The sequence below is a fragment of the Streptomyces sp. NPDC005402 genome, assembly GCF_040606575.1.
Classification (GTDB): domain Bacteria; phylum Actinomycetota; class Actinomycetes; order Streptomycetales; family Streptomycetaceae; genus Streptomyces.
In genome coordinates this window covers 13,527-37,492 of record NZ_JBEXFB010000036.1, presented here as the reverse complement: position 1 = coordinate 37,492, position 23,966 = coordinate 13,527, and the positions used below count along the sequence as shown (strand labels likewise).

The following is a 23,966-nucleotide window of genomic DNA, read 5'->3' as shown; positions in this document are numbered from 1 at the left end:
GGTCACCACGTGTGAGTCGAATGGCCGCAATTGGCGCGAAGCAGGCGCGCAGATACAAGAGGGCTGGCGGGGCGGCGTCGTCTCGGGTGGTCGGGCCGGTGGTCTCTGCTTTCGACGAGGACGTCGTGGACGAAGGCGGCAAGGGTCGTGATGATGCCGACGGCCCGTTCGCCGCCGTGCCGGGTGAACGGCAGCAGCGCCACCGCCGGCACCGCGGCGGCCGTCAGCAACATCAAGCTCGGCAGCAGGATGAGGACGAGCAGAACACGCTGTATACGGCCGACATCTTTGAGGATCGCGGAGTTCATGGTGCCCCCTGGTGAATCGAGTACGGCACGGCCTGTCACGTGCCGGGCTGCACACACTGCAGGGCAGCTGAATTGTTCTCCAGTCGTCAGAGGATCACCGCAGGTACGATCCGGACAACCAAGCATTTGATCAGAGACGGATGAACAATGGACGACCGGCCACGGGCCCGTCGGGGCCGACCGTGGAAGCCGGTGCGCGCCGAGTCGGAGCAGGCGCGGGAACTGGCGGAGTTCCTCAGAGCCCGGATCTCGGCCAGCGGGATGACGCTCGCAGAGCTCGGGCAGTCGATCCACCGCAGCAAGGCACAGATCAGCCACTACGTCAGCGGTAGTGTGCCACCGGCTGACGTGGTCGACGACCTGATCCGCGCAACCGTGGCCGAGCCCCGCCTCCGCCAGCGTCTCCTGGCCGAGGGGCGTCGACTTCTTCACGCTGCGCGGCTTCCTGCCCCTGCAAAGCCCGCGCCGCAGCCCGCCCATGATGCCGGGCAGGCGGCAACTGCCGCGCCGGGGCTTTACGAGCGCCTGATCAACGCACTGGAGCGGCTGGCGAAGCTCGAGCGGGCACGCAGCAACGACCGCATGCTGATCATGGTCTTGCTCGACATGCTGGCGCGCGCGAAAAACCCGCTGCCCCACCCGCAGGCACCGCCTCCTCACGCTGCGCGCCCCGCTGGCCCCGATCGACGTACGGATCCCGTCGGATGGTGGGTACAGCACTCCCGACGCCACCGCACGAGCGCGGTGCACTCCCGCCTCGCTCATGCCGGCATACGACAGTTCCTGGACATGGACACCGATTCACCGGCCGGCCACGACACCTCGTCGGCGGCCGGCTCGCCCACCGCAGTGGCCTGCCGCTTCGTCTACGCCGCGCACGCCGTAGACGAGCCTCAACCTCCCACCGAAGACGCCGACCTTGTAGAGTACATCGACGCAGACGTGCGCGACCCGGCCGAGATCCTCTGGGGCGCCGCGCACACCTTGGACTTCAGCGAACCCATCGCGATCACCATGCTCGATGTCGCACCCCTGCTAGGAGTCACGAATGAGGCCGTCGACAGCATGCACCGTCTTCTGCAAGCCATGCCCTCCGGCAGCTATCTGATCCTCTCCCGATCGGGCGCTCAGCTCGCAGGCGAGCCAGCGCCCACGACTGTGCATGCCAGCAGGGGGAGCCAGGCAGGAGAAACGAAGCTGCGCGATCGCGACGACCTTGCACGGTTCCTAGGCGAGGCCTCAGTGCTCGAATCGGGTGGCAACGCTTACGCGCGCTGGTGCCCCTCAGCTGCGTAGCCGCATGGCCAGGATCAGAGGTCGTTTTCGCCCGTTGTTTGATCCCGGAATCTGGTGTTTGGTCTGTGGTGTGGGGTCGCGCCGCCACGGAACGGGACCCCTGCCACAGGGCCACAGGACCGCCCATGACCCTAACCGCTCACTGCTGCCCTACTGGTGTCGGACTCCGATTGTGCCGATGCCGTGGACCATCGTTGCGGCACTGCTGTCGTGGACTACCTGTCCGCCGCACGTCTTCCAGATCTTGATGCGGAAGGTGTCCGGGCCGCGGTCCCGCCCGCCTGCTCAGTCCCCGCTATCTCCGGGAGACGTCGGTAGTGCTGCTGCCTGCACCGCAGCCTTCAAGCTCTCCTCGAGGACACTGAGCGAGATCTTCTCACCGGAAGCCCGCACGTTGAAAGGCTGCTCACCCGGCTTGGTCACCGTTACTTCGACCGATCGCTTCTGATCCCGCTCCAGCCACACCTTGATCAGGTTGACTACGGCGGAGCCGACACGGGATGACGTGAAGAGTAGTGCCAGCTCGGTCAGCGCACCCTTGTCTCCTGCGACCGGAGCGACGCGCTCCTCGACAAGGAGACCGGCTACGTCGTCGGCGTCTTCCCGGAACTCGGCCTGAGCCTGTTCGACCAACGGATGATCGGGATCGACCCCCTCCACGGCCAACTGGACAACCAGCTCAATGCTCGACATCACGCGCCCCTCTCCCCCTCGCCAGCGAGTACGCTGAGCCGATCATAGGGGGCGGGAGTGCCATGTACCGAGCCTTGCTGGTATGCAATGCAGTCTTTCCACTCGAACCGACGCGCTTACCGAAGCTGAACGGGCCGGTACGGGACGGGCTGGCGATGTGGTCTGCTCTCACGGACTCCGAGACCGGAGTCTTCACACCCGAGAACGTCGAAGTGCTGTTCGATGCGGACAAGGATGAGATCTCCCGAACTACCGAGAGGTTCTTCGGTGGCTGCAGCCCTGACGACGTGCTGCTGTTCTACTACAGCGGACATGGGAAGAAGGGGCGAGCGAACGTTCACCTCTGTGCCCGCAACACCGCACTCCACGAACTGAGATCGACCAGCTTCTCGGGTGAGGATCTCACGGACATGCTGGATAGTTCTCCAGCACGCAGTCGCATCGTCATCCTCGACTGCTGCCATTCCGGAGCCTTTAAGGGAGACGCCGCGAATGTCACGCCCAGGATGCTCGACGGCAACGGCAAAGGCCGTTTCGTCATCACGGCATCCGGCGCCACCGAACCAGCACGCGACGCGGAGAAGCACGGCAGCCCAAGTCCTTTCACCCGTGCCCTCGTTGAAGCATTGAGAGAGGCGACGCCGCGGTCCCCGCACGCCAACTCAGTCGCTGTGAGGGACGTGTACAGCCACGCTCTGGACATCATTCCGGAAGGCGTGCCGAAGCCGCAGTCCTCACTCAAGGGAGTGGGGGACGAAATCATCGCCAAACGCCCCATTCGTCACGCAGGCGAGGCGGGCGCGGCACACAGCCCGGGGCAACCCGATTCGCAAGTGGAGCAGCCGTCACAACTGTCGAAGATCCTTTCCCAACGGTTTCCCGGCATCATCCCCACCAGCCCTCAGGCGGACGGTCCGTCATTGGGCGACCGGCGCCCTTGGAGAATGACCCTGGTCTCGAGTTTGCTGGTGGGGTTGTTCTCCTGGCTCGCATGGAGGGCCTGGATCAACGACCCGTTTACATATGGCGATTTGACTCCGTACGAGGACGAAGAACCCTTCTTCCAGATCTGCGGTCTTGCAGCGCTCCTGCTCGCAGCAGTCTCCACAGGTGAATCTTTCACCTCCGATTCCTCGTGGTTGCGTCGAACGCTCAAGGGCCTGCGCTTCACCCTCGGGCTCGCATTCGGCCTCCTGTGGCTCGTCTCCGCGTTGGCCATGCACCTGAGGTACTGGGAACAGACCATGCTGCAGAGCACCATGGGCTTCCTCTTCTTCGCATCGATCGCCCGCCGGCTCCACGACGCAATGTTCCTCGCCGGTGCCGTGGTGTCATTGCTCGGAACATTCACTTCACCGGAGGATCTGGGGTTCGATAAGTTTGACGGCCTGCCAGTCGTCCAATGGATCATTTGTGCCGCCATGCTGTGGCTCTGGTTCCGTCGCGCCACCGACTGGGTGCTCGGAGCCGTCAGCGCGCTCACGCTGCTGCCAGCCGTGATGAGCTACGCAATCCATGGCGACCTCCCTGCCTTGGCCCTGTACGGCGCTGGTCTTGCTCTGATGAGTGCCGCCCTCGGTGACGGCACTCGGCCGGCTCAGGGGGTTCCCTCTCTGGCTTGTCGCGCACTGCTCACGCTTCCCGGCGCCTTCGCGGACGCAGTTCAGCGACCGCTGCGCATCGTCGACCGCCGCAACACGTGACGAAGCGTGAGAACGGCAGAGCCCAGTACACCTACGGGCTTTCGTTTGGATCATCGGGTGGACCAGAGGAAGATGCCAGCGATGTGATGTCCGGCCAGGTAGATGGTCGCGGTCTTCTCGTAGCGGGTAGCGATGCCTCGCCACTGCTTCAGGCGGTTGATGCACCGCTCGACGGTTTGTAAGTCTCGCGGTCGAAGGCTGGTGGCCTGCCGCCCCGACTGCCCCGCCGCAGCCGGTGGCCACGCTGATCCGCCGGGACGGGGATCACCGCCCGAATGCCGCGCTTGCGCAGGTGGTCGCGGATCGCATGGGACGAGTAGGCCTTGTCCACCAGGACCACGTCCGGCCTGGTGCGTGGACGACCACGTCGTCGGGGAACGCGCAGGCGGGCCATGACGTCGGTGAAGGCCGGTGCATCGCCGGCCTGTCCCGCGGTGAGAACGAACGCGAGGGGTTGGCAGCGGGCATCGGCTGCGAGGTGGATCTTCGTGGTCAGTCCACCGCGGGACCGTCCGATGGCGTGGTCATCGGGTTCGCCGATCGGGGCCCCTTTTTGCGGGCTCCGGCCGCATGCTGATGGGCTCGCACGATCGTGGAGTCGTACACGCTGCGCCAGTAATCAAGGGCAGGAAGGGTACGAGAGCCGACCACGGGCTCGGCTAGGGGAGGGGGCGCGGGCATTTCGCGCTGTTGCTGCGCCCCCGACCAGCGCGACGGAGCCCCTACTGCCGGGGCCTGCCCGCGCCCGCTGCTTCGGCAACCCGCCCTGTCAGAGGGGGAGACGCCGCATCCGATCACCGCGACGCTGAAGTGATGCATGCGCATGAGGCGTTCGAAGCGACTTTGCGCCCGATGTGGGTGACTGATCTTCCCCGTCGGGATACTGCTTTTCTGCCATCGAGAGCGGCTTCTTCTCGTCTGCGCCGCGGTGAAGAGCGGCTGTTGTGGCTTGCGACCAGGAGGAAACGCCAGTTGCGACCTCTTGGGTCGAACCCCTTGCAGGGTGGAAATGTTGTCATCCAAGTGCCTTTGCTTCCAGTGGAGTTGACCGAACCTGTGGGGCTCCTGTGTAAACCATGGTGTTGGTCATAGCTCACTTGTTCTAGTCCTGATGGGCTGGTCCTCCCATCCAATCATTTGGGAGGAAACCCGCATTGTACGCGAAGAGACGCTTAACCGCCCTCGCTCTCGGCATCGCCAGCCTCACCACGATGCTCACCGGAACCAGTGCCCTTGCCGCCGGCACCACGGAAAGCAGCGAAGGCCAGATCGTCTGGCTGCGGTCCAGCAAGCCCATCGATCTGCCGTTAGGCACTGACTACCGGCAGGACCTCACCCGGCAGCGCTCGGCCATCTCCGCTGAAACACCGCAGACCAGCGAGGCCCCGACGCCCCTGGAACCGTCCAGCGAGGCCAACGAGCAACGGATCGCTCAGGAAAGCGGCGAGACCTACGTCGCCGAGCCTGGTGACGCGGCCGCGGAGAAACGGATACGCGCCGCCGCAGCCCTCACCAAGGAACAGTGTCGGGCGATGTCCGACGCGCACGACGCCGCCGGCAAGATCATCAATCACTTCAGCTTCTGCCGCTGGGGTTACAACACCGCCGTCAAGCTCAGCGGCGAGGGTGCGGTCGAGGGCATGGTCCGGTTCCGCGAGACCGAGATCGGCACCGGCTCCGGCGAACTGCGGGACGCGACCATCGAAGTCCACACCGACCAGGTCGTGGCCTCCGGCAAGTTCAACGACGCCGCGATGATGAGCTTCTACATCGGCCAGGGGGCCTGGCCCTCCTCGAGCTCCTGCAGGGTGGCCGACGTCTCCTCGAATCCGTTCACCACGACTGTGGCTGACTGGCGTGATGAGTACATCGCCTACGGTCTGGTCTCCGGCAGGGGAAGCGGCACAGGCCCGGACGACATCGCCACCTGCGTGTACAACCACCAGTGGAAGGTTACCGGCGGGGGCGCCACCACACCATGGAGCAGCGGGCCCGAAGGCGGGTTGCGGTTCGACTCGTCCAAATCTCTCGGCAGCAAGTACTACGACGCGGGAGCAGTCTTCGACCGTGTCACCCCGTCGTTCTCCTACGACCGGGCCCAGAGCGACACCGCAGGAGTCGCCAACCACATCTACGACGCGCTGTACAAGCCCCTGACCACGTACCCGGTCAAGGCCGGCAAGGTGATTCCCGGCGACGTCTGGAACGCAAACCCGCGTCCCCTGCACCGCAACTGGACCAACTACGATGCTGCCGCAGCTGAGGTGACGCGGAAGAACCGCAACGCCAAGGACGCTGCGTGCCGGGGCCTGAGCCGTCCCAACGACAGTTACCAGTGCGATGAATTCCCCTTCGCCTCCACCAAGGAAGGCGCCGGCTTCGGGGACGGCAACTTCTCCGTCCGCTATGTGCCGGGCGCGGAGAACAGCAAGGCGGGCACTGAGCTGGCCGACTGGTACGGCAGTGACCGGATCCTGCACAACAACGCGTACGGCATCTTCGTGCAGTAACCGGCACACCCATGGGGGAGCGGCCACAGGTTGCTCCCCTTCTGGGTCTGCCAGTTGATCAGCGCATGTTGAGCGGGGGCCGTCCGTGCTGGCGGGCGAGGCGATCTCGTCGGCTCTCTCCTGCGGCAGGAACGGGTGGCTCCTGCATGCCTGACGGGATGAACGCGATCAGATAGGTTTCGAACCCGTCCTGGCCACCCTGTTCCTCGCGCCGGATAGCGGCGTCGAACCGCTCACGGGAGTCACTTCGGCCCTGCGCCCACACCTGCGCTCGGTAGGTACGGGCGGGATCCAACTGCACGAAAGGCTCACCGGGTTCGGCGCGCTGGCCGAACACCTCAAGGGATCCCGCCGCAGGCCCGGCAGGTCCGTTGAGGGAGTCCAAAACTGCCATCCGTCCCGTATAGACCGGCCGGTAGTCCACGGATGCCACCAGAGTCCAGCCGGGACCTGGCGCGTCATCCTCCTGGTCCCTGACCGCTACCACCACCGGTGCAGCGTGCTCCTGGACCCGGGACGTCACGATGACCTGACCAGGAACGACGATGACGGGGGCATCCGTCTGGAAGTCCGGCTCGTCCTCCCTGCGTTCGAAGCCCGGTTCCCACATCTCACCAACGGGAAAGTGGCCGTGCTCGATATTGACTGCTCCCACCTGGCTGATCTCTGGCATGCCCCGAGCATGCCAGGAAGGGAGCAGCCACGCAGCAACCCAGTCGGCCACGTTTGAGTCGTTGGCCGCTTCGCGTAGGGGGAGCACCGTTCGCTCGTGTGTCGCTCTGCACCGATGATCGTGGCCAATCCTGGCGGCCTGAGAAGCCACACCACCCTAGACGGCCCTTACGAGTTGGTGCGTGATAGCGGGTGAGGTGTCGTGCCAGGTGAATGGCATGATCCCGCTGTGGCGATGATGGTCAATCGGGCGGTGCTGGCGCATCGGCTGTTCACGGGGATCTCTCGGCGTCATCTTGCGCGTCTGGTCGAGGAGTTGGCGGAGCCGTGGCAGGCCGGGGTCGAAGGTCGTCGCCATGCGGCTCGGGGTGGGGCCAGGAAGCGGGCCGCGGGTGCCGGCGCCAGCCATCAGCTGATGTTCGTCGACCGGCTGGTGGCCACGCTGATCCATCTGCGGCACGATCTGCCGCACTCGGTGCTGGGACTGCTGTTCGGTGTCGACCGTTCCACCGTCACCCGGGCGATCGGAGAGGTCCGCACGCTCCTGGCGGAGCGGGGGTGCGCAGTTCCCGACCGTCCCGGCCTGCGGCTTCGGACGCTGACGGATGTGTTTGCCTACGCCCAGGCCGAAAGCGTCGAGCTGCGTTTGGACGCCACCGAGATCCAGGTCCGCCGGCCACCGGCCGGCCGCGGCGGCCGACGCGCGTTCGTCTCGGGCAAGAAGAAGCAGAACACGATGAAGGCCACCGTGATCGCCGACTGGCGAGGCCGCACGTTATGGACCGATGCCCTGCGGCCTGGGCGTATGCACGACGCCACGGCCGCCCGCAACGAAGGCATCGCCGTCTGCTTCCGGCAGGGGCCTGGTCTTCGGTGAGGAAGTGCTGGCCCCCGCGATTCCTCGAACCGGCTCTTCGATCACTGCGACGGATCTCGATCAACGGCCCTAGTAGGGCTTGGTCAGGTTGGGATTGGTGTGGGTATGTTGCGGTGGCAGGTGGGGCAGGCACCGGTCCAGAGGGCGAGGAGTGTCTGCAGCTCGCGGACGACCTGGTAGAGGCTCAGGCCGGCGCCGCGTCTTTTGGGGCCCGGGCCAGTCGTTGCAGGGTGCAGAAGGCGTGCGCGACGGAAACGAGGGTGACGTGGTGGTGCCATCCGTTCCAGGTCCGGCCCTCGAAGTGGGCAAGTCCCAGGGCCTGTTTCATCTCGCGGTAGTCGTGCTCGATGCGCCAGCGGAGTTTGGCGAGGCGGACCAGTGTGGTCAAAGGCAGGTCGGAGAGCCAGAACTGCACCGGCTCGCTCTCGTCGGCGGGCCATTCGGCCAGCAGCCAGCACACGGGCAGTTCCGGGCCGTCGGCGTGCTGGCGGACCTCACGTCCGGCAGGCCGGATGCGCAAGGCCACGAAGCGGGAGTGCATCCGCTTGCGGCCCGAGCGACTGCTGCCGGGCCGGGAACCCTCCCGCCACTGCACCGGCCGGGCCGCCTTCCGTCCCGCCGCGATGACCAACTCCTTCACCGACCGCGCCTTGTCGGAATACTTCGCCACCGGCGGGCGCCCATTTCCGCAGTACGGCTCGGCCACCGGCACCGCGTCGGCGGGCTGGGCGGAGAGCGTGGTGGAGATCCCCACCACGTAGTTGAGGCCACGCTCCTGCAGTCCGTGCCGGAAGGCGGCGGCGTCGCCGTAGCCGGCGTCCGCGATGGCCAGTGGCACGTCGAGTCCCCAGGAGCGGGTCTCATCGAGCATATCCAGGGCCAGCTGCCACTTCTCCACATGCCCGACGTCGTCCGGGATGCCGCAGACGGTGCGACGGGCGATCTTGTCCGCATCGGCCTTCGGTGAGGCGGGATCCCAGGTCTGGGGCAGAAACAGCCGCCAGTTGACCGCCGCCGAGGTGTGTTCGGACGCGAGGTGGAGCGAGACGCCGACCTGGCAGTTGGTGACCTTGCTCGCGGTGCCGGTGTATTGCCGCGACACACACGCCGAGGCAGTCCCGTCCTTGAGGAAGCCAGTGTCGTCGAAGACCAGGGCGTCCGGCCCGATCACCTCCTCCATCCGCCAGGCGAGCCGGGCCCGGATGTGGGCCGGGTCCCAGGGGCTGGTGGTGATGAAGTTGGCCAGTGCCTGACGGTTGCCGTCCTCCCCGAGCCGGGCGGCCATCGGCTCGACCGACTTGCGATGCCCGTCGGTCAGCAGCCCCCGCAGATAAACCTGCCCCCACCGGCGCTGATCCTTGCGCGTAAACGGCTCGAACACCTCCGCCGCGAACATCTCCAACTCACCACGCACCACAGCAATCTCGTCCGGAGTCACACACCCTCAACGCCACACCGGGCCCGCAGGACACGCACCACCACAACCGACCTGACCAAGCCCTACTAGCTACTGGTTCAAGAACCGGTCGGCCGCCATTGAGCGGGACACCCAGGTGGTGTGACCAGCGCGAGCAGGGGAGCCGTCACCGGATGACAGAGACTTCCGGAAGGGGCTGCTGCCATGCTCCCAGTTCCGCCACGAGGACCCGGCGGGCCAGCCGCCGGGCCAGAGCCCATCCCTCATCGGTGGACAGGGCATTACTTGTCCACCGATCAGCGTTCTCGCCACCGCTCATCCCGCTCAGGATCACGTCGATCTCCTGCAAGTCAGCAACGACAGCGTGAGCGAGCTGGCCCTCGGCCACCAGTGCATCGGCCATGCGGAAGGCGTGATCGAAGCCCAGAGCGATCTCGTCCGTCATCACCGCATGCTCGACCAGCCAGAGCACCTGGATTTGGGCGTCAGCCGCCAAGACGGTCAGCGCCTCCATCAACAGGCGCCGACGGAACGAGAGAACTGGACTCTGCACTGCACGATCGTCCCACGTCTACTGCTGACGAGCCCACGGACGAAAATCCAGCTCAGCACATTCATCCGTACTGCCCTGCGCCCTTTTGCGAGTATGGCGAGAACATGGACCAGGAGTCTTTGCAGGTGCTCGTCCTCGTCGTCAGCGCGCACGGTTCAAATGGGAGTTCACCGTTTTCATGGGGACGTCGGCGTACCGTCGGGGTCCAAGCCTACAAACACAGCCTGCTGACGATATCCAGCAACTCGCCTCAAATAACCCACGTGTGCAACTCGCCGTAATCGGCGGCCAGCCGCAGGAGGTCGTCGGTGCTCTCCTGCTCCGCTGGCGTCCTCCCGCTCACGGCCAGGGCGGGTTCCCTAACGCGGGGAGGGACTCGGCGGCTTGGTGCAGGTCGACGTGGCGCTCAGCGCCAGGGCGCCGGCGGCCGAAGAGTGCTGATCTGCCGTCTCGCCCGAGAGGGGGCCGACGCCTGTTACGGCCTCCCAGCCGCCCGACTCCAGGAAGGTGGCGCCGCCGGCATCTACCTCGCCGCGCAGGCGCCATCCGCGCTCCTTGAGGTGGCTGACCACGCGCAGCAGGTCATTCTCGCCGGGCTCGGTCCGGGAGAAGGCGGTGGAATGCGCCACGCATTCACGGTTCATGGGGTCTTTGACCACGGTCAACCCCAGGTCGAAGGACCTGGTGGCGTAGCGGAAATCGCTGATCACCTCGTCCCGGGTCTTTGCTGCCGGGGACGGCGAGGTCGAGAGTTCGGCGGTGGCGGAGGCCGCGGTGCGCGACTGCGATGCGGCAGCCGGGTCCGTGCTCTCCTGGCAGGCCGTGGCGAGCAGTACGGCCGCCGCGGCCACCGCGGTACGGGCATGCCGGAATGCGTTGAAGGCTTCCCCCAAGGAATGGCCCGGCGCCGGGAGCCGGGCAGCACCACATCCTGCCATGGACATGATCCTGGGCGTGAACGGCCCTAGCTACCGCGCGAACAAGCGCCCCAAGGGTCCGCAGGGGCGGGGCGCCGTCCTTCCCCTAGGCCTCGGCGAGCGCGGTCAGGAGGTCGGCCTTGTTGCGCACGCACGCGGGCGCGGGACTCCGGGTACGAGGACAAGGCCATCTACATCGCGGTCAACCCCAACGGCAACGCCTGGAACTGCGGGAGGACCGCCCCCAACCGGCCCTTGAACCGAGGGGCCGCCGCAACCCGGCTCGGCCAGCACATCAACACCAGCACGTCGAAGCGGGGCGAGTGGGTCCAGTACGGGGTGATCTCGCTGCGTGACGCCACCCCCGGCCACGTCATCTCCGCCTTGGGAAAAACAGTGGCCGCCCGCCTCGGCATCCCGCTCGTGCACCGGACGCGTGTGCCGCGCCGGCGCACCTGACCCCCGACGCCCGAAACCACAGCCGGCGCCGGCAACACACATGGGCCTCGCACCGGAAGGACGGTGCCGGGGGCCCACCCACTTCGGGGCCAACGGGCCCCGGGCGCGCACCCGTCCGGCGAGGGTCCCCGAAAGGGACCCGGCCCTCACCTGCACGCGGCCCCCGGCAGGGGGCACGCCCCATGCTGGCCAGCGGCCAGCCCGCTCGAAGTGCTGCTCCCGTCCGTCCTCGGCTCGCCGAGCACTTCGTGAGTGCCGTCCTCCCGCACCGGGCGGATTTCACGGCGCACGAAGGGCCGTGGCCTGCTCATGCACGAAAACGTGCTGAACTACGTCTCAAAATGTGCCCTTCTCCGTCTTGACGGCAGGCATGGCGCCCGTAGGTAGAGCTCATTTTTGTCCCGTTACATGAATGATCGTCGGATCCCGCCAGGGGGTCTGGTGATGGGTTTTCAGCTACCGCTATTTACCTGACACTTACCAGTTCATGGCATCTGATTTGCCCACCTGTGTGAAGCGTGTGAACAAGGGGTGGGGAATGGGCAACGGGGGACTGTGGCGGCCGCATGCCGTCAGACGGAGACGCGCCAGGATGGTCTCGCTGACGGCGCTCGCCGTGCTGGTGACAACCCCCGGCCTGGCGCCGTCCCTTGCCGCCCCGCCGGCTGCAGCGGTCGAGCGCAGCGTCCTGTCGGCGACCGAGCAGGCACAGCTGGACGCGAAGGAGTCCGGTGAGCCGGTCGAGGTGGTTGGTGAACGGACCGAGCGGGAGACGGTCTTCGCCAACCCCGATGGTGAAACGTTCAGGTTGGACAAGTCGATCGTTCCGGTGCGGGTGGAAAAACCCGGGGGTGGGTGGGCGGAGCCAGACGCGACGCTGGTGAAGCACGCCGACGGGTCTGTAGGGCCCAAAGCTGCCGCGGTCGACCTGTCCTTTTCTCCCGGCGGTGACGGCGAAGACCTTGTGACCATCGGCAAAGACGGCCAGTCGGTCACTCTGGGGTGGCCGGGGCCGCTGCCCGAGCCCCGTTTGGAGGGGCAGCGGGCCGTCTACGAGAACGTGCTCCCAGATGTGAACCTGATCCTGACGGCCACGGTGGAGGGATTCCGGCAGGTTCTGAAGGTTGAGACCCTGGAGGCAGCGAAGAGCCCTGAGCTGGCCTCGCTTGAGTACTCAATGGCCGCCTACGGCCTGAAAATGCGTGAGGGTGCCGCTGGCAGCATGGAAGCGACGGATGGCAACGGCCAGGTCGTGTTCCGCTCACCATCGGCGCGCATGTGGAACTCCGCAGGGGCCCCAACGGTCGCCACGCAGGAAGAGGGAACCAGCCCGCAGAGCGCATCAGTGACGCCGATTCAGGCTTCGTCCGCCGGGGAAGAACGCCCCGCCGGTCCGATCGACGAAGGCGATCCGCTGACCGGCCCCGGCATGGGGGACGAAACAGCAGTCATGGACGTCGATGTCACCGCTTCCTCGGTGGTCGTCACCCCGGACACTGGATTGATCGCCAGTACGACCGCAGCCGAACTACCGCTCTACATCGATCCTTCCGTTGACCTGGGCGAATCCGAGCGCACCGTTCTGTCCTCCGACGGCGACGTGTTCTACAACTTCTCCGGCGGCGACAACGGGATGAGCGTGGGCCGCTGCGGCTCAGCAGTGATCGGCGGCTACGTCTATTCCTGCACCACCGGCAGCGCATACACCAACCGCATGTACTTCGAGTTCGCGCCGGGCAAGCTGAAGGGCAAGCACGTTCTGTCCGCGCAGTTCGAGATCACCGAGACGTGGTCGTTCTCGTGCGACCCGCGCTGGGTGGACCTGGAACGCACCAACGGCATCTCCTCATCCTCCAAGTGGCCAGGCCCCCGTGGACCGAAGTCCGACAACTCCTGGGACCAGATGGGCGACCGGAATGTGTCCGCAGGCCGCGGCGGGAATTGCACCCCTCCACAACCGCGAGCGCCGATCATCTTCGCGGACAACACCAAGGACGAGCCGGACGAGAATCTCACCCCGACCGTCAAGGCGTTCGCGGACGGCAAATTCTCCACCCTCACGCTGATGCTGATGGCGAAGGACGAGTCGGACCCGATCGCTTGGAAGCGGTTCGACGACGACGCAACGATCAGGGTTACTTACGTCGGCAAGCCGGCCACTCCGACCGCGTACGGGCTGGACACCGGAACAGCTGAGATCTGCTCGACGAACGAGTCCGCGCCGACCATGTGGACGGACCCGACACCGAGTCTCGCGGCCACCGCGCAGACGGCATCGGGTGGGGAGGCCGACCAGTCGCTGCGTGTCTACTTCGACGTGGACGTGAAGAACGCCGACGGCACCTGGTCGGATGCCAAGGAACCGACCACCGGTTCGGAGAGTCCGCCCACCGGCTACACGCGGGACGGGGCCGCCCAGAACAAGATCTGGGACGCCACACTGGCGGACAAAAAGCAGTACCGCTACCGAGCCGCGACCAGCACGTACTACAACAAGGGGGCTTCCAAGCTGAGCAGCGGCTGGACGAAGTACTGCTACTTCACAGTGGACAGCACGGCGCCCAAGCCGCCGACCATCAAATTCGATTCCGTCTACAGTCCGTGTCTGCCGGGTTCCTGCACCGTTGCGGGCAAGCCGAATGTCGCGGGAAAGGTCACGTTCGGGCCGACGTCGGGTGACGTGAACGCGGCCTACCGGTACAAGTTGTCCACGGACAGCACGTGGCGTGCCTGGCAGAACGGACCAACGCGCACTGAGTCGATCAGCCCGGTCGACTCGGGCACCGTCACTTTGACCGTTCAGGCGCGGGATGCGGCCAACCGGCCCGGCGGCGAGAACGCCGTGCGTTTCCTGGTCGGTGAGAGCGATGGCCCGATCGGTTGGTGGACGTTCAACGAGGCGTCCGGTGCCGCCGTGGATGTCTCCGCGTCCGCTGCGGTCTACCGTGACGACGCGACGATCAGCGCAGGCACACGAGTGAACACCGGTCGCCGTGGGGTCGTCACGGAGAACGGGGCGACAGGCGAGGACAAGGCGTTGAACCTGGGCGGCCAGGGCTACGCTGCAACGTCCGGGAAGCTGCTGGAGACCCAGGCGTCGTACACGGTGGCCGCATGGGTGCGGCTCGGAGCCACCGGGACCACGCAGACCGTGCTGGGCCAGAACGGTGTCAACAGCAGCCCCTTCTTCCTCGGATACTGCGCGGGAACCAACCGTTGGTGCCTGCGCATGGCGGACGCCGACACCTCCACGGCCGGCGCTGGACAACCAGCGCGTCGATTCCCTGGAAGCACCGCAGACCAAGGTGTGGACGCACCTGGCGGCCGTCGTCGACACGAGTGCCGGCGGGAAGTCCCTCACGCTGTACGTCAACGGCATCAAGCAGGGCAGTGACGCCCTCACCACAGGCGGCTGGTCGGCAGATGGCGCCCTCCAGATCGGCCGGGTGAAGTCGAAGGGCGCCTTCGCCGAGTACTTCTCCGGCGACATCGACGAGGTGAAGGTATGGCAGGAGGTCAAGAACGAGGGCCAGCTCGCGAAGGAGGCGGGTCTCAAGGACGCCGACAACAAGGCGCTCATGGAACTGGTGGCCCACTACGCCCCTGATGGCGCCGATGGCACGTCCCTGTCAGACCTGAGCGGGTACGGCAATACGCTCAGCCTGTCCTCCGGTGCTTCGCTGGATGGTGAGGCACTCGTCCTCGATGGCACGGGGGCGGCGACCCTCTCCCGTCCCGTCGTGGCTGACACCGGCTCGTTCACCGCGGCGACAAAGGTGGCTGTCTCAACGAAGGATTTGCTCGGTAAGCCCGACGGCTACCGGGCTCAGGTGCTCGGACAACGGACGGCGAACGGCTCGTCCTGGAGCCTTTGGGTGGAGAAGACCGGAATGGTCTCCGAACCAGTGGTCGATGACGAGGGCAACCCGGTATACGACGACGAGGGCAATCCGGTCACCAAAACCGAGCCGACGGCCCGCTGGCACTTCGGACGCCTGACGACGGACGGCTCCGGCACATCCGTGTCCAGCAAGGAAGATGCCGTCCTGAACTCCGAGGTCGCTCTCGTGGGGGCCTACGACGCACAGACGCGCACCATCACCCTCTACGTCGGCAGTGATGCCCAAAGTCCCCCCCAGGCCTACACGGCCTCGGTCGGCAGCGGTGAGTTCGCTGCGGGCAAGGGCTGGACGAACAGTGCCTGGAGTCACTACTTGTCCGGCCGGATCACCGGTATCTGCCTGTGGGCGGGCGCGGTGAAGGACGTCGACCAGGTGGAGACCGTCGTCGGTTTCTGACCCTGCCTTCACCGTCTTGCTCGCCCCCACGCGCACCGGCCGTCCCTTTCCCATGGAGTGCTTGCTGTGTCCTCTGCTCTGTTCCGTCTCCGCCTTCGTGGCCGGCGCACGGCGCTGACCGTGCTGCTCGCCGCCGTCATGTCGGTACCTGCGCCTCTCACCCCGCTTGCTGTGGCTGCCGAGTTGCCGGGCCGACCGGATGTGCCCCAGGTCAAGCCCACGCGGGTGGTGGAGGTGACCTCACCCAAGGCTGCAGCGGCTCGCAGCATGGTGGCTCGGCAACGCAAAGCCAACCAGCGCCTGTTCGACTCGGCGCGTGCTGAGCGCCGCAGCAGCTGGCCCAAGCCCTCCACGACCGAGCAGTCCCTGTCAGGCGCCGGGAAAGCCGGTGCCGTCGTCACGGTGGGGTCTGTCAAAACTAATGGCTCATCGGGGCGAGCGAGAGCCGGGGGCGACGCCGAGGTAGTCGTTCTGGATCAGCGGGCGGCCCGCCAGGCCGGGGTGACCGGCGTGCTGTTCACGGTCGAGGCGCAAAAGGCCGGGGACGCTCAAGTCACCGTCGACTACAGCTCCTTCGCCTCTGCCGTCGGCGGGAACTGGTCCTCGCGAATAAGTCTGGTCACCCTGCCGGCCTGCGCACTGACCACACCCGGCAAGAAGGACTGCCGTACCCCTAGAGACGAATTGGCCTCCACCAACAACGTGAAGGCCGAGACCCTCACCGCCCGCCTTCCGATCTCCGGCACTTCGCAGAACGCGCCCACAGTCATGGCCCTCATGGCGACGACGGCGGCCGACTCCGCCACGGGAGCGGGGGACTTCAAGGCGAGCCCGCTGGCGGCGTCCTCGACCTGGCAGGCAGGCAACTCCTCCGGCTCGTTCACATGGTCGTACCCGATCACCACCCCGCCGGCGGCGGCGGGGCCTTCTCCGTCCCTGGCGTTGTCCTACGACTCCGGCCGCATCGACGGACGGACCGCGAACACCAACAACCAGGGAAGCCTGATCGGTGAGGGCTTCGACATCACCTCGTCGTACATCGAGCGCACCTACGGCTCGTGCGAAGACGACGGCCAGATCGACAAGAGCGATCTGTGCTGGAAGTACGACAACGCCTCGCTTGTGCTGAACGGCCAGGCCACCGAACTCGTCAAGGACGACACCAACACCAAGGACGAGTGGCATCTCAAGGACGACGACGCCTCCAAGGTGGTCCGCCGCAAGGGCGCGGACAACAACGACGAGGACGGCGAGTACTGGGAGCTGACCACCAGCAACGGCACCACGTACACCTTCGGCCTGAACAAGTTGCTCGGCGCTGGCACCGAGCGGACGAAGTCGGCGTGGACCGTTCCCGTCTTCGGTGACGACAGCGGAGAGCCGGGCTACGACAAGGGCAGCGAGTTCAAAACCCGTTCCACCGTCCAGGCATGGCACTGGAACCTCGATCTGGTCCAGGACGTCCACGGCAACGCCTCCACGTACTGGTACACCGCGGAGGACAACCACTACGCCAAGAACGGCGACACAGCGGCACCGAAGCCCTACACGCGCGGCGGATACCTCGACGAGATCCGCTACGGCCAGCGTGCCGACACACTGTTCACGGCACCGGCCTCGGACAAGGTCGCCTTCTCCTACAAAGAGCGCTGCTTCGCCACCAGTTGCTCGTCGCTGACCGCCGACACCGCCGACGACTGGCCGGACGTCCCCTTCGACACCATCTGCTCAGCAAGTGAAACCGACTGCCAGGCCACTGGACCGACGTTCTTCACCCGCAAGCGTCTGACGGCCATCGACACCTACTACTGGTCCCGGGCGGCAGAGCCGGACGCCTTCATGCCGGTCGACTCCTACGCTCTGGGCCAGGATTTCTGGGACGGGCAGGACATCGACAACAGCTCCGACCAGTCCCTCAGCCTCGTCTCGCTGACCCGTACCGGCAAGGACGGCACCGCCGTAGCGACGCCGCCGATCGAGTTCATCTACCAGCAGCGGCCCAACCGGGTGGAGGGAGGTACCCAGCCGGGCGGCGCCAACATCTTGCCCCTGACCCGTCCCCGTATCGGCACGATCACGACCGAGACCGGCGCGATCACCTCCGTGACCTTCTCGGAACCGGAGTGCGTCCGCGGCAGCAACATGCCGGCAGCGGAGGACAACAACAGTCTGTCCTGCTACCCGGTCTACTGGGCGATCAACGGCGGCGACACCCAGCTGGACTGGTTCCACAAGTACCGGGTCACCTCCATCACCACCAACGACCCCGCCGCCGGCAACCCAGGCACTCAGCTCTCGTACGACTACTCCGGCCCTGCCTGGCACTACAACGACGACCCGTTCACCAAGAACAAGGAACGCACCTGGTCCGTCTGGCGGGGATACCAGAAGGTCACCTCCTACGCCGGCGACCCTGGTACCACCCGCTCGAAGAACGTGAAGCTGTTCATGCAGGGGATGAACGGCGACAAGCGCAAGGACGGCACCAGCCGCACTGCGACGGTCAAGGGCATCGACCTGAGCAACGACGCGGCGGTGACCACGGACGACCTCGACGTCACCGACGTCGTCGACGACGACCGCTACTCCGGCCGGCTGCGGCAGGAGATCTCGTACAACGGCGCCACCGCGATCACCAGCACCGTCCACGACTTCTGGTCGCAGCAGACGGTCAGCCAGAAGAAGTCGTACGCCGACATCACCGCCCACTTCGTCCGAACGGCTCGCACCTCAAGCCACACCTACCTGACGGCAGCGAAGAAGTGGCGCTCCACCGGCACCTCGTACACCTACGACACCAAGTACGGCATGACGACGAAGGTCGAGGACGAGGGCGACCGGGCCGTCTCCGATGACGAGACCTGCACCCGCACCTGGTACGCCCGCAACGACACCAAGGGCCTCACCGACCTGGTCTCACGCACTCGTACCGTCGCCAAATCCTGCGCCAAGACGGACGACGCCCTCAGCCTGCCCGTCAACGCCGACACCCGCGGTGACGTCCTGTCCGACGCCGCCGTCGTCTACGACACCGCCGGCGCCACCGGATGGACGGCCGGCCAGACCCCCACACTTGGCCTGCCGACCTGGACCGGCCGGGCCAAGGCCTACCCTGCCGCATCCGGCACCAGTGACCGCAACCCTCCGGCCGCCACCGGCTGGCAGACCGTCACCACCACCACCTACGACACCGCCGCCGCGAAACTGGGCCGCCCCCTCACCACCACGGACGCCAAGGGCCGTACCACCACGACCGCCTATTACCCGGCAGCCGCAGGCCCGCTGGCCACTCAGGTCGTCACCGCGCCCAAGCTCGCCTCCAACGGTCAGGCCCACCAGACAAGCACCAGCTACAACCCGTCCCGCGGCACGGTCAACTACACCCAGGACGCCAACCTCAAGCGCACCGAGCACTCCTATGACGCCCTCGGTCGCCTCACCGCGACCTGGCTGCCCGGCCGTTCCAAGACTGCCGACTCTCCCAGCGCCAAATTCGGTTACAGCATCGCCCGGAACAAAGCGCCCTGGTCGTCGGTGGCCACGCTCAAAGCGAACGGCACCACGTACGACACCACATTCACCCTCTTCGACTCGCAGCTGCGTGCCTTGCAGGTCCAGTCACCATCGGCCCTGGGCGGACGCGTCCTGACCGACACCCGCTATAACAGCCGAGGCCTGGCCTACGAGACCTACGCCGACATCTACGACAGTGCCAACAGCCCCAGTGGCACCTACGCACAGGCACCGTACGGGGGCGGAGCGCAGACCCAGACCCAGTTCGATGGCGCCGCACGGCCCACCACGGCGACCTTCCTCGTCGACGGCGTGAAGAAGTGGGAGACCACCACGTCGTACACCGGCGACTCGACCGCCACCTCCGCCCCCGCCGGAGGCAACGCCACCCGGACCATCACCGACGCCCTCGGCCGCACCACCGAAACCCGCACCTACGCGGGCACACAGCCCAACGACACCGCCTACGGCTCCACTTCCGGCACGTCCTACACAAGCGTCCGCCACACGCCGACCCGAGACGGAAAGCCCAGCACCGTCACCGGCCCCGACAACGCGGCCTGGTCCTACACCTACGACCTGTTCGGCCGCCCCGTGAAGACCGTGGACCCGGACAAGGGCACCACGATCACCAGGTATACGGAGCTGGACCAGGTCGACAGCACCACGGACGACGAGGACCGCACGCTCCTCTACTCCTACGACGAACTGGGCCGCAAGACCGGCCTGTGGCACACCAGCCGAACCGACGCCAACAGGCTGTCCGCATGGACCTACGACACCGTCCTCAAGGGGCAGCCCACTGCGTCCATCCGGTACGACAACGGCAAGACGTACACCAAGGAAGTCACGGCGTACGACAACCGCTACCGGCCCACTGCCACCAGCCTCACCCTGCCGTCCGACGACCCTCTGGTGAAGTCCGGGGCGGTGCTCAATCCAGTTACCTCCGAGACGGATTACTACGTGGACGGCTCGGTCTCGAGCTTCAAAGAGCCCGCCGCCGCCGGTCTCCCCTCCGAATCGCTCACCAACGTCTACAACAGTGCCGGCCTGCAGACCGGGCTATCTGGCAAGTCCAGCTATCTGCTCGCCGCCGACTACACGGCGCTCGGTCAGGTCGGCCAACTCCAGCTGGGGACGTCCGACATCGAGGGCGTCAAGCGCGTCTTCCTCACCAACACCTACGAGAAGGGCACGCGTCGCCTGCTGAAAGCCGCAGCCGACGATCAGACCCGGGGCGCCGTCCAGGACCTCACCTACAGCTACGATCTCGCCGGCAACGTCACGGGCATCTCCGACAGCGCTGACATCGGAACCGGTGCCGACAACCAGTGCTTCACCTACGACACTTACGGCCGTCTCAGCGAAGCTTGGACTCCCAAAACAGCCGACTGCTCGACCTCAGGCCGGACCACGACGAATCTCGGCGGGCCGGCCCCGTACTGGACCAGCTACACCTACACCGCTTCCGGTCAGCGCAAGACCGAGAAGAAGAACACCGCCACCCCTGTCACCAGCACGTACTGCTACGACTCCGCCCGCACGCACGCCCTGACCGCCACCACGACCACCGGCTCCTGCACCGGAGTCGCCAAGCAGTACATCTACGACGACACCGGCAACACGACGACACGCGTCAAGAACGCCGGGTCCACCACCGCCCAAACCCTGGCCTGGAACCAGGAAGGCAGACTCAGCCGCTTGACCGACGACGCGTCGGCCACCGCCACGAACTATCTCTACGACGCCGACGGCGAGTTGCTCATCCGACGCGACAATGCCTCCAGCGGCGAGACCGTCCTCTACCTCGGCAACACCGAAGTCCACCTCAAGACCGGCAAGAAGTGGGCCAACCGCTACTACCAAGCGGCCGGCGCCACCATCGCCCTGCGCACCAACGAAACCGGCACCGAGAAGCTCAGCTTCCTAGCTGGCGACCAGCACAACACCAGCACCGTATCCGTCACCAGCGACACCACCCAAGCTCTGACCAAGCGCTACAGCACACCCTTTGGCACGGGCCGCGGCGCGACGACCGGCGTATGGCCCGACGACAAGGGCTTCCTCGGCATGAGCACCGACGCCGGCACCGGACTGACCCACATCGGAGCGCGTGAATACGACCCCAGCACCGGACAGTTCATCAGCGTCGACCCCCTGCTCCAACTGGACCTGCACCAGACGCTGAACGGCTACAGCTACGGCATGCAAAACCCGGTCACTCATGCGGACCCCAGCGGCATGTTCATCACGTGCGGCAAAGACAGGGGCTTCGACGTTGAGTGCCCCCAGAACGACACCAACGGCGACGGCGTCAAGAATCCTGGATCCAAAGACAGAGACTTCCCGAACACGAACGTCACTTGGGCGGAAGAGGGGCCAAGAAATGAGGACGCAAACGGCGACGGGTACATAACCCTTCTCCCCGGCGTTCACATTCCCGCCGAGTGGCACGGGACCGCCGAGTTCGCCAGCCTCTTCTACGCCCGGTTGGACGAACTGTCCTACTACGGTCTCAGCTTGCACCTCGACCACCCAGACGAACCTCTCGCCAAGCATGACATAAGCGTAGCTCTGTTGGACTCCTGCAACAAAACGGGATGCCCATCGGAAAAGAAATTCTTCTTCAATTACTTCGCCGAAAACGTGGTCGCAGGAATCAGTGAGGGTGGCATATCGAGCGGCTCGTCCGGGCTCGGGCGGCTTCCATCCCCGAAAAAGAACTCGGGTTGCCAGTGCTTCCTAGCCGGGACGGATGTCCTCATGGCGGATGGCACGACGAAGGACATCGAGGACGTCAAGGTCGGCGACGAAGTATGGGCCACCGACCCCGAGACCGGCGAAACAAAGTCCGGTGAAGTAACGCACCTCATCAGCACCGAGAACGACAAGAAGTTCAACGAGCTGTCCATCACGACCGACCAGGGAATCGAGAAGCTCACCGCTACCTACGAGCACCCCTTCTGGTCACCGTCGGAACAGCGGTGGGTGGAGGCCCACGAGCTCGCACCCGGCATGACCCTCCTCACCGACGACCGCCGAACCACCATCGTCACGGGCAACAGGGCGTTCGCACATCACGCCAGGACGTACAACCTCACGATCGAGGGGCTGCACACGTACTATGTGCTGGCGGGGGCAACGCCGGTACTCGTTCACAACAGCAACTGCGGCATTCGCCCGCACGACAAAGCCCGTGGCGCTGCCGGTGTCGATGAAATGACGGAGACGTTTGAGAAGTTCTACAACAAGTCTGATATCTACAGCGAGAGCTACGGGAATGGACTTGAGTTGTGGACTCCTTACGGCAGGCGTCAAGTAGATATCGCGGTCCGGAACCCGGACGGAAACCTTCACCTTTACGAGGTGAAGGTGAATAAATCGAATTACACCAGGGGTCAGCGAAGGAAGGACGAATGGCTAGCGAAGACGTACGGGTTTGAAACCTCGGTCGTCCGGCGCGGTACAGCATGTCCAATCTGCAACCCCTAACCTGAGAGGATGGCTTGTGAGCAGCGACTTCGGCTTCTGGAAGCGCTCTGCCGGGAACCCTGAGGAAGTCTTCGACAGCCTTGCTGAGGGCGACACCAGCGACCTTGTCGTGAGCCCTGACGTCCTGCGGTTCCGGGAGGAGTTGCTGACCAGGTGGTCAGATATGGAAGACGTTCTGGAGCCGTCTCGATTCGACCTGGAAGAGGAACCGGATGACGCGGGAAAGTACGTCCTCCTGACCCTCTCGGTTCGCCAACTGGACTATCTTCCTGAGATTCTCGACATGGCGAAGAGGAACGGCCTCGTCGGATTCAGTGGAGTGGCGGGCGAGCCAATTTAGGTTTCCGATTCGCGACGCAGAAAAGCGCAAAGATGGGGCCCCTGTCGATGTCTCCTACAGGAGCTGTTTTGCAGCTTGACGGCAGTAGATGACGGCAACGGCGGCGGACACCAGGTGTCCGCCGCCGTTGCCGTGCGTGCGTCAGGGGTGGTCGAGGGCGCGGCCGAGGAGGTCGATGGCGTCGCGCTGGAGGCGGAGTCGGACGTGGGCGTAGACGGTGGCGGTGACGCCGATGTGGGCGTGGGCGAGGAGTTCCTTGATGACGACGAGTTCGACGCCCTGTTCCAGGAGCAGGGTCGCAGTGTAGTGCCTGAGGTCGTGGAAGCGGATGCGGCGGAGGCCGGCCTTGCGGAGGAGGGTGGTGAAGGTCCGGGTGAGGTTGGTCGGGTCGATTGCTCGGCCCTGCGGTGTGGTGAACACGTACCCGTTGTGCTGCCATGTGGTCCCTGCGGTGTCACGCTCGTGCTGCTGCTCTTCCTGGTGTCGCTTGAGCGACTGGAGACAGCGGGCGGGGAGGACGATGCGGCGTTCGGAGGCTCGGGTCTTTGTGGGCAGCGCGGTGAGTCCACCCGTGCTGGTACGTTGCAGAGTTCGGCGGATAGCCGCGGTGCCCGCGTCGAGGTCGAGGTCTTCCCAGCGCAGGCCGAGGAGTTCGCCCTTGCGGAGTCCGGTGTGGAGGGCGAGTTCGAACAGCGCGTGCAGCCGGTGTCCGCGCGTAGCCGCGAGGAGATGGCGGGCTTCGTCGGCGGTGAGGGGTTCGAAGCGCTGGGGGCGAGGTGTGCCGGTGCGGACGTTGCGGGCGACGTTGCGCGGGATCTCCTCTTCGCGGATGGCGTGCTCCAGGGCGGACTTGAGCACGGAGTGGTCTAGTGACCGGTTCCATCGGGGAGGTCGGGGTGTGTGAGCTGGGGTTGT

General features: G+C 65.7%; 14 protein-coding genes and 3 pseudogenes. 9 read left to right on the top strand and 8 right to left on the bottom strand.

Annotated elements, in window-relative coordinates:
* Window positions 1-2: 2 nt before the first annotated feature.
* Complete coding sequence (locus ABZT02_RS41545) at window positions 3-308, bottom strand: dTMP kinase (RefSeq protein WP_356027621.1); 306 nt, start codon at window positions 306-308, stop codon at window positions 3-5.
* Between the two features lie 192 nt (window positions 309-500).
* Between ABZT02_RS41545 and ABZT02_RS41540 the strand changes: the two genes are divergently transcribed.
* Window positions 501-1,604 (top strand): SAM-dependent methyltransferase, encoded by a 1,104-nt coding sequence (locus ABZT02_RS41540; RefSeq protein WP_356027619.1) that lies wholly within the window; start codon window positions 501-503, stop codon window positions 1,602-1,604.
* A gap of 285 nt (window positions 1,605-1,889) precedes the next feature.
* Here ABZT02_RS41540 and ABZT02_RS41535 read toward each other — a convergent pair whose 3' ends face one another.
* Entirely contained in the window at window positions 1,890-2,297 is a 408-nt protein-coding gene (locus ABZT02_RS41535) for a hypothetical protein (RefSeq protein ID WP_356027616.1), read from the bottom strand.
* A gap of 62 nt (window positions 2,298-2,359) precedes the next feature.
* Here ABZT02_RS41535 and ABZT02_RS41530 point away from each other — a divergent pair, with 62 nt between their 5' ends.
* The gene (locus ABZT02_RS41530) at window positions 2,360-4,000 is read left to right on the top strand and encodes a caspase family protein (RefSeq protein WP_356027613.1); all 1,641 of its coding nucleotides are present in this window, start codon (window positions 2,360-2,362) and stop codon (window positions 3,998-4,000) included.
* Between the two features lie 31 nt (window positions 4,001-4,031).
* On the opposite strand, the pseudogene ABZT02_RS41525 reads toward ABZT02_RS41530, so the two are convergent.
* A pseudogene (locus tag ABZT02_RS41525) lies at window positions 4,032-4,517 on the bottom strand (IS5 family transposase); the annotation flags it as partial.
* 637 nt (window positions 4,518-5,154) lie between these two features.
* Here ABZT02_RS41525 and ABZT02_RS41520 point away from each other — a divergent pair.
* A complete protein-coding gene (locus tag ABZT02_RS41520) occupies window positions 5,155-6,510 on the top strand; it encodes a NucA/NucB deoxyribonuclease domain-containing protein (RefSeq protein WP_356027611.1) in 1,356 nt (451 codons plus the stop codon).
* A 58-nt stretch (window positions 6,511-6,568) separates the two neighbouring features.
* On the opposite strand, the gene ABZT02_RS41515 is transcribed toward ABZT02_RS41520, so the two are convergent.
* Entirely contained in the window at window positions 6,569-7,183 is a 615-nt protein-coding gene (locus ABZT02_RS41515) for a hypothetical protein (protein WP_356027608.1), read from the bottom strand.
* A 237-nt stretch (window positions 7,184-7,420) separates the two neighbouring features.
* Here ABZT02_RS41515 and ABZT02_RS41510 point away from each other — a divergent pair.
* Window positions 7,421-8,038: pseudogene (locus ABZT02_RS41510) on the top strand (transposase family protein); the annotation flags it as partial.
* Window positions 8,039-8,243: 205 nt separating this feature from the next.
* Here ABZT02_RS41510 and ABZT02_RS41505 read toward each other — a convergent pair.
* The 3 genes from ABZT02_RS41505 to ABZT02_RS41495 all read right to left on the bottom strand — a co-directional run bounded on the left by ABZT02_RS41505 (window position 8,244) and on the right by ABZT02_RS41495 (window position 10,967).
* Entirely contained in the window at window positions 8,244-9,455 is a 1,212-nt protein-coding gene (locus ABZT02_RS41505; RefSeq protein WP_356027683.1) for an IS701 family transposase, read from the bottom strand.
* A 187-nt stretch (window positions 9,456-9,642) separates the two neighbouring features.
* Window positions 9,643-10,029 (bottom strand): hypothetical protein, encoded by a 387-nt coding sequence (locus ABZT02_RS41500; protein ID WP_356027606.1) that lies wholly within the window; start codon window positions 10,027-10,029, stop codon window positions 9,643-9,645.
* A gap of 359 nt (window positions 10,030-10,388) precedes the next feature.
* On the bottom strand, window positions 10,389-10,967 hold the full coding sequence (locus tag ABZT02_RS41495) for a hypothetical protein (RefSeq protein ID WP_356027604.1): 579 nt from the start codon (window positions 10,965-10,967) through the stop codon (window positions 10,389-10,391).
* Between the two features lie 234 nt (window positions 10,968-11,201).
* Between ABZT02_RS41495 and ABZT02_RS41490 the strand changes: the two genes are divergently transcribed.
* The 5 genes from ABZT02_RS41490 (at window position 11,202) to ABZT02_RS41470 (ending at window position 23,051) form a co-directional block, all read left to right on the top strand.
* The gene (locus ABZT02_RS41490) at window positions 11,202-11,405 is read left to right on the top strand and encodes a hypothetical protein (protein ID WP_356027601.1); all 204 of its coding nucleotides are present in this window, start codon (window positions 11,202-11,204) and stop codon (window positions 11,403-11,405) included.
* 592 nt (window positions 11,406-11,997) lie between these two features.
* Entirely contained in the window at window positions 11,998-14,799 is a 2,802-nt protein-coding gene (locus ABZT02_RS41485) for a hypothetical protein (RefSeq protein ID WP_356027598.1), read from the top strand.
* The gene (locus ABZT02_RS41480; RefSeq protein WP_356027596.1) at window positions 14,711-15,703 is read left to right on the top strand and encodes a LamG-like jellyroll fold domain-containing protein; all 993 of its coding nucleotides are present in this window, start codon (window positions 14,711-14,713) and stop codon (window positions 15,701-15,703) included. Before ABZT02_RS41485 ends, ABZT02_RS41480 begins: the two co-directional genes overlap by 89 nt.
* A gap of 510 nt (window positions 15,704-16,213) precedes the next feature.
* The gene (locus tag ABZT02_RS41475) at window positions 16,214-22,711 is read left to right on the top strand and encodes a polymorphic toxin-type HINT domain-containing protein (protein ID WP_356027594.1); all 6,498 of its coding nucleotides are present in this window, start codon (window positions 16,214-16,216) and stop codon (window positions 22,709-22,711) included.
* A 16-nt stretch (window positions 22,712-22,727) separates the two neighbouring features.
* Complete coding sequence (locus ABZT02_RS41470) at window positions 22,728-23,051, top strand: hypothetical protein (protein WP_356027591.1); 324 nt, start codon at window positions 22,728-22,730, stop codon at window positions 23,049-23,051.
* Window positions 23,052-23,192: 141 nt separating this feature from the next.
* On the opposite strand, the pseudogene ABZT02_RS41465 reads toward ABZT02_RS41470, so the two are convergent.
* Window positions 23,193-23,915 (bottom strand): annotated as a pseudogene (locus tag ABZT02_RS41465) (site-specific integrase); the annotation flags it as partial.
* Between the last annotated feature and the right edge of the window lie 51 nt (window positions 23,916-23,966).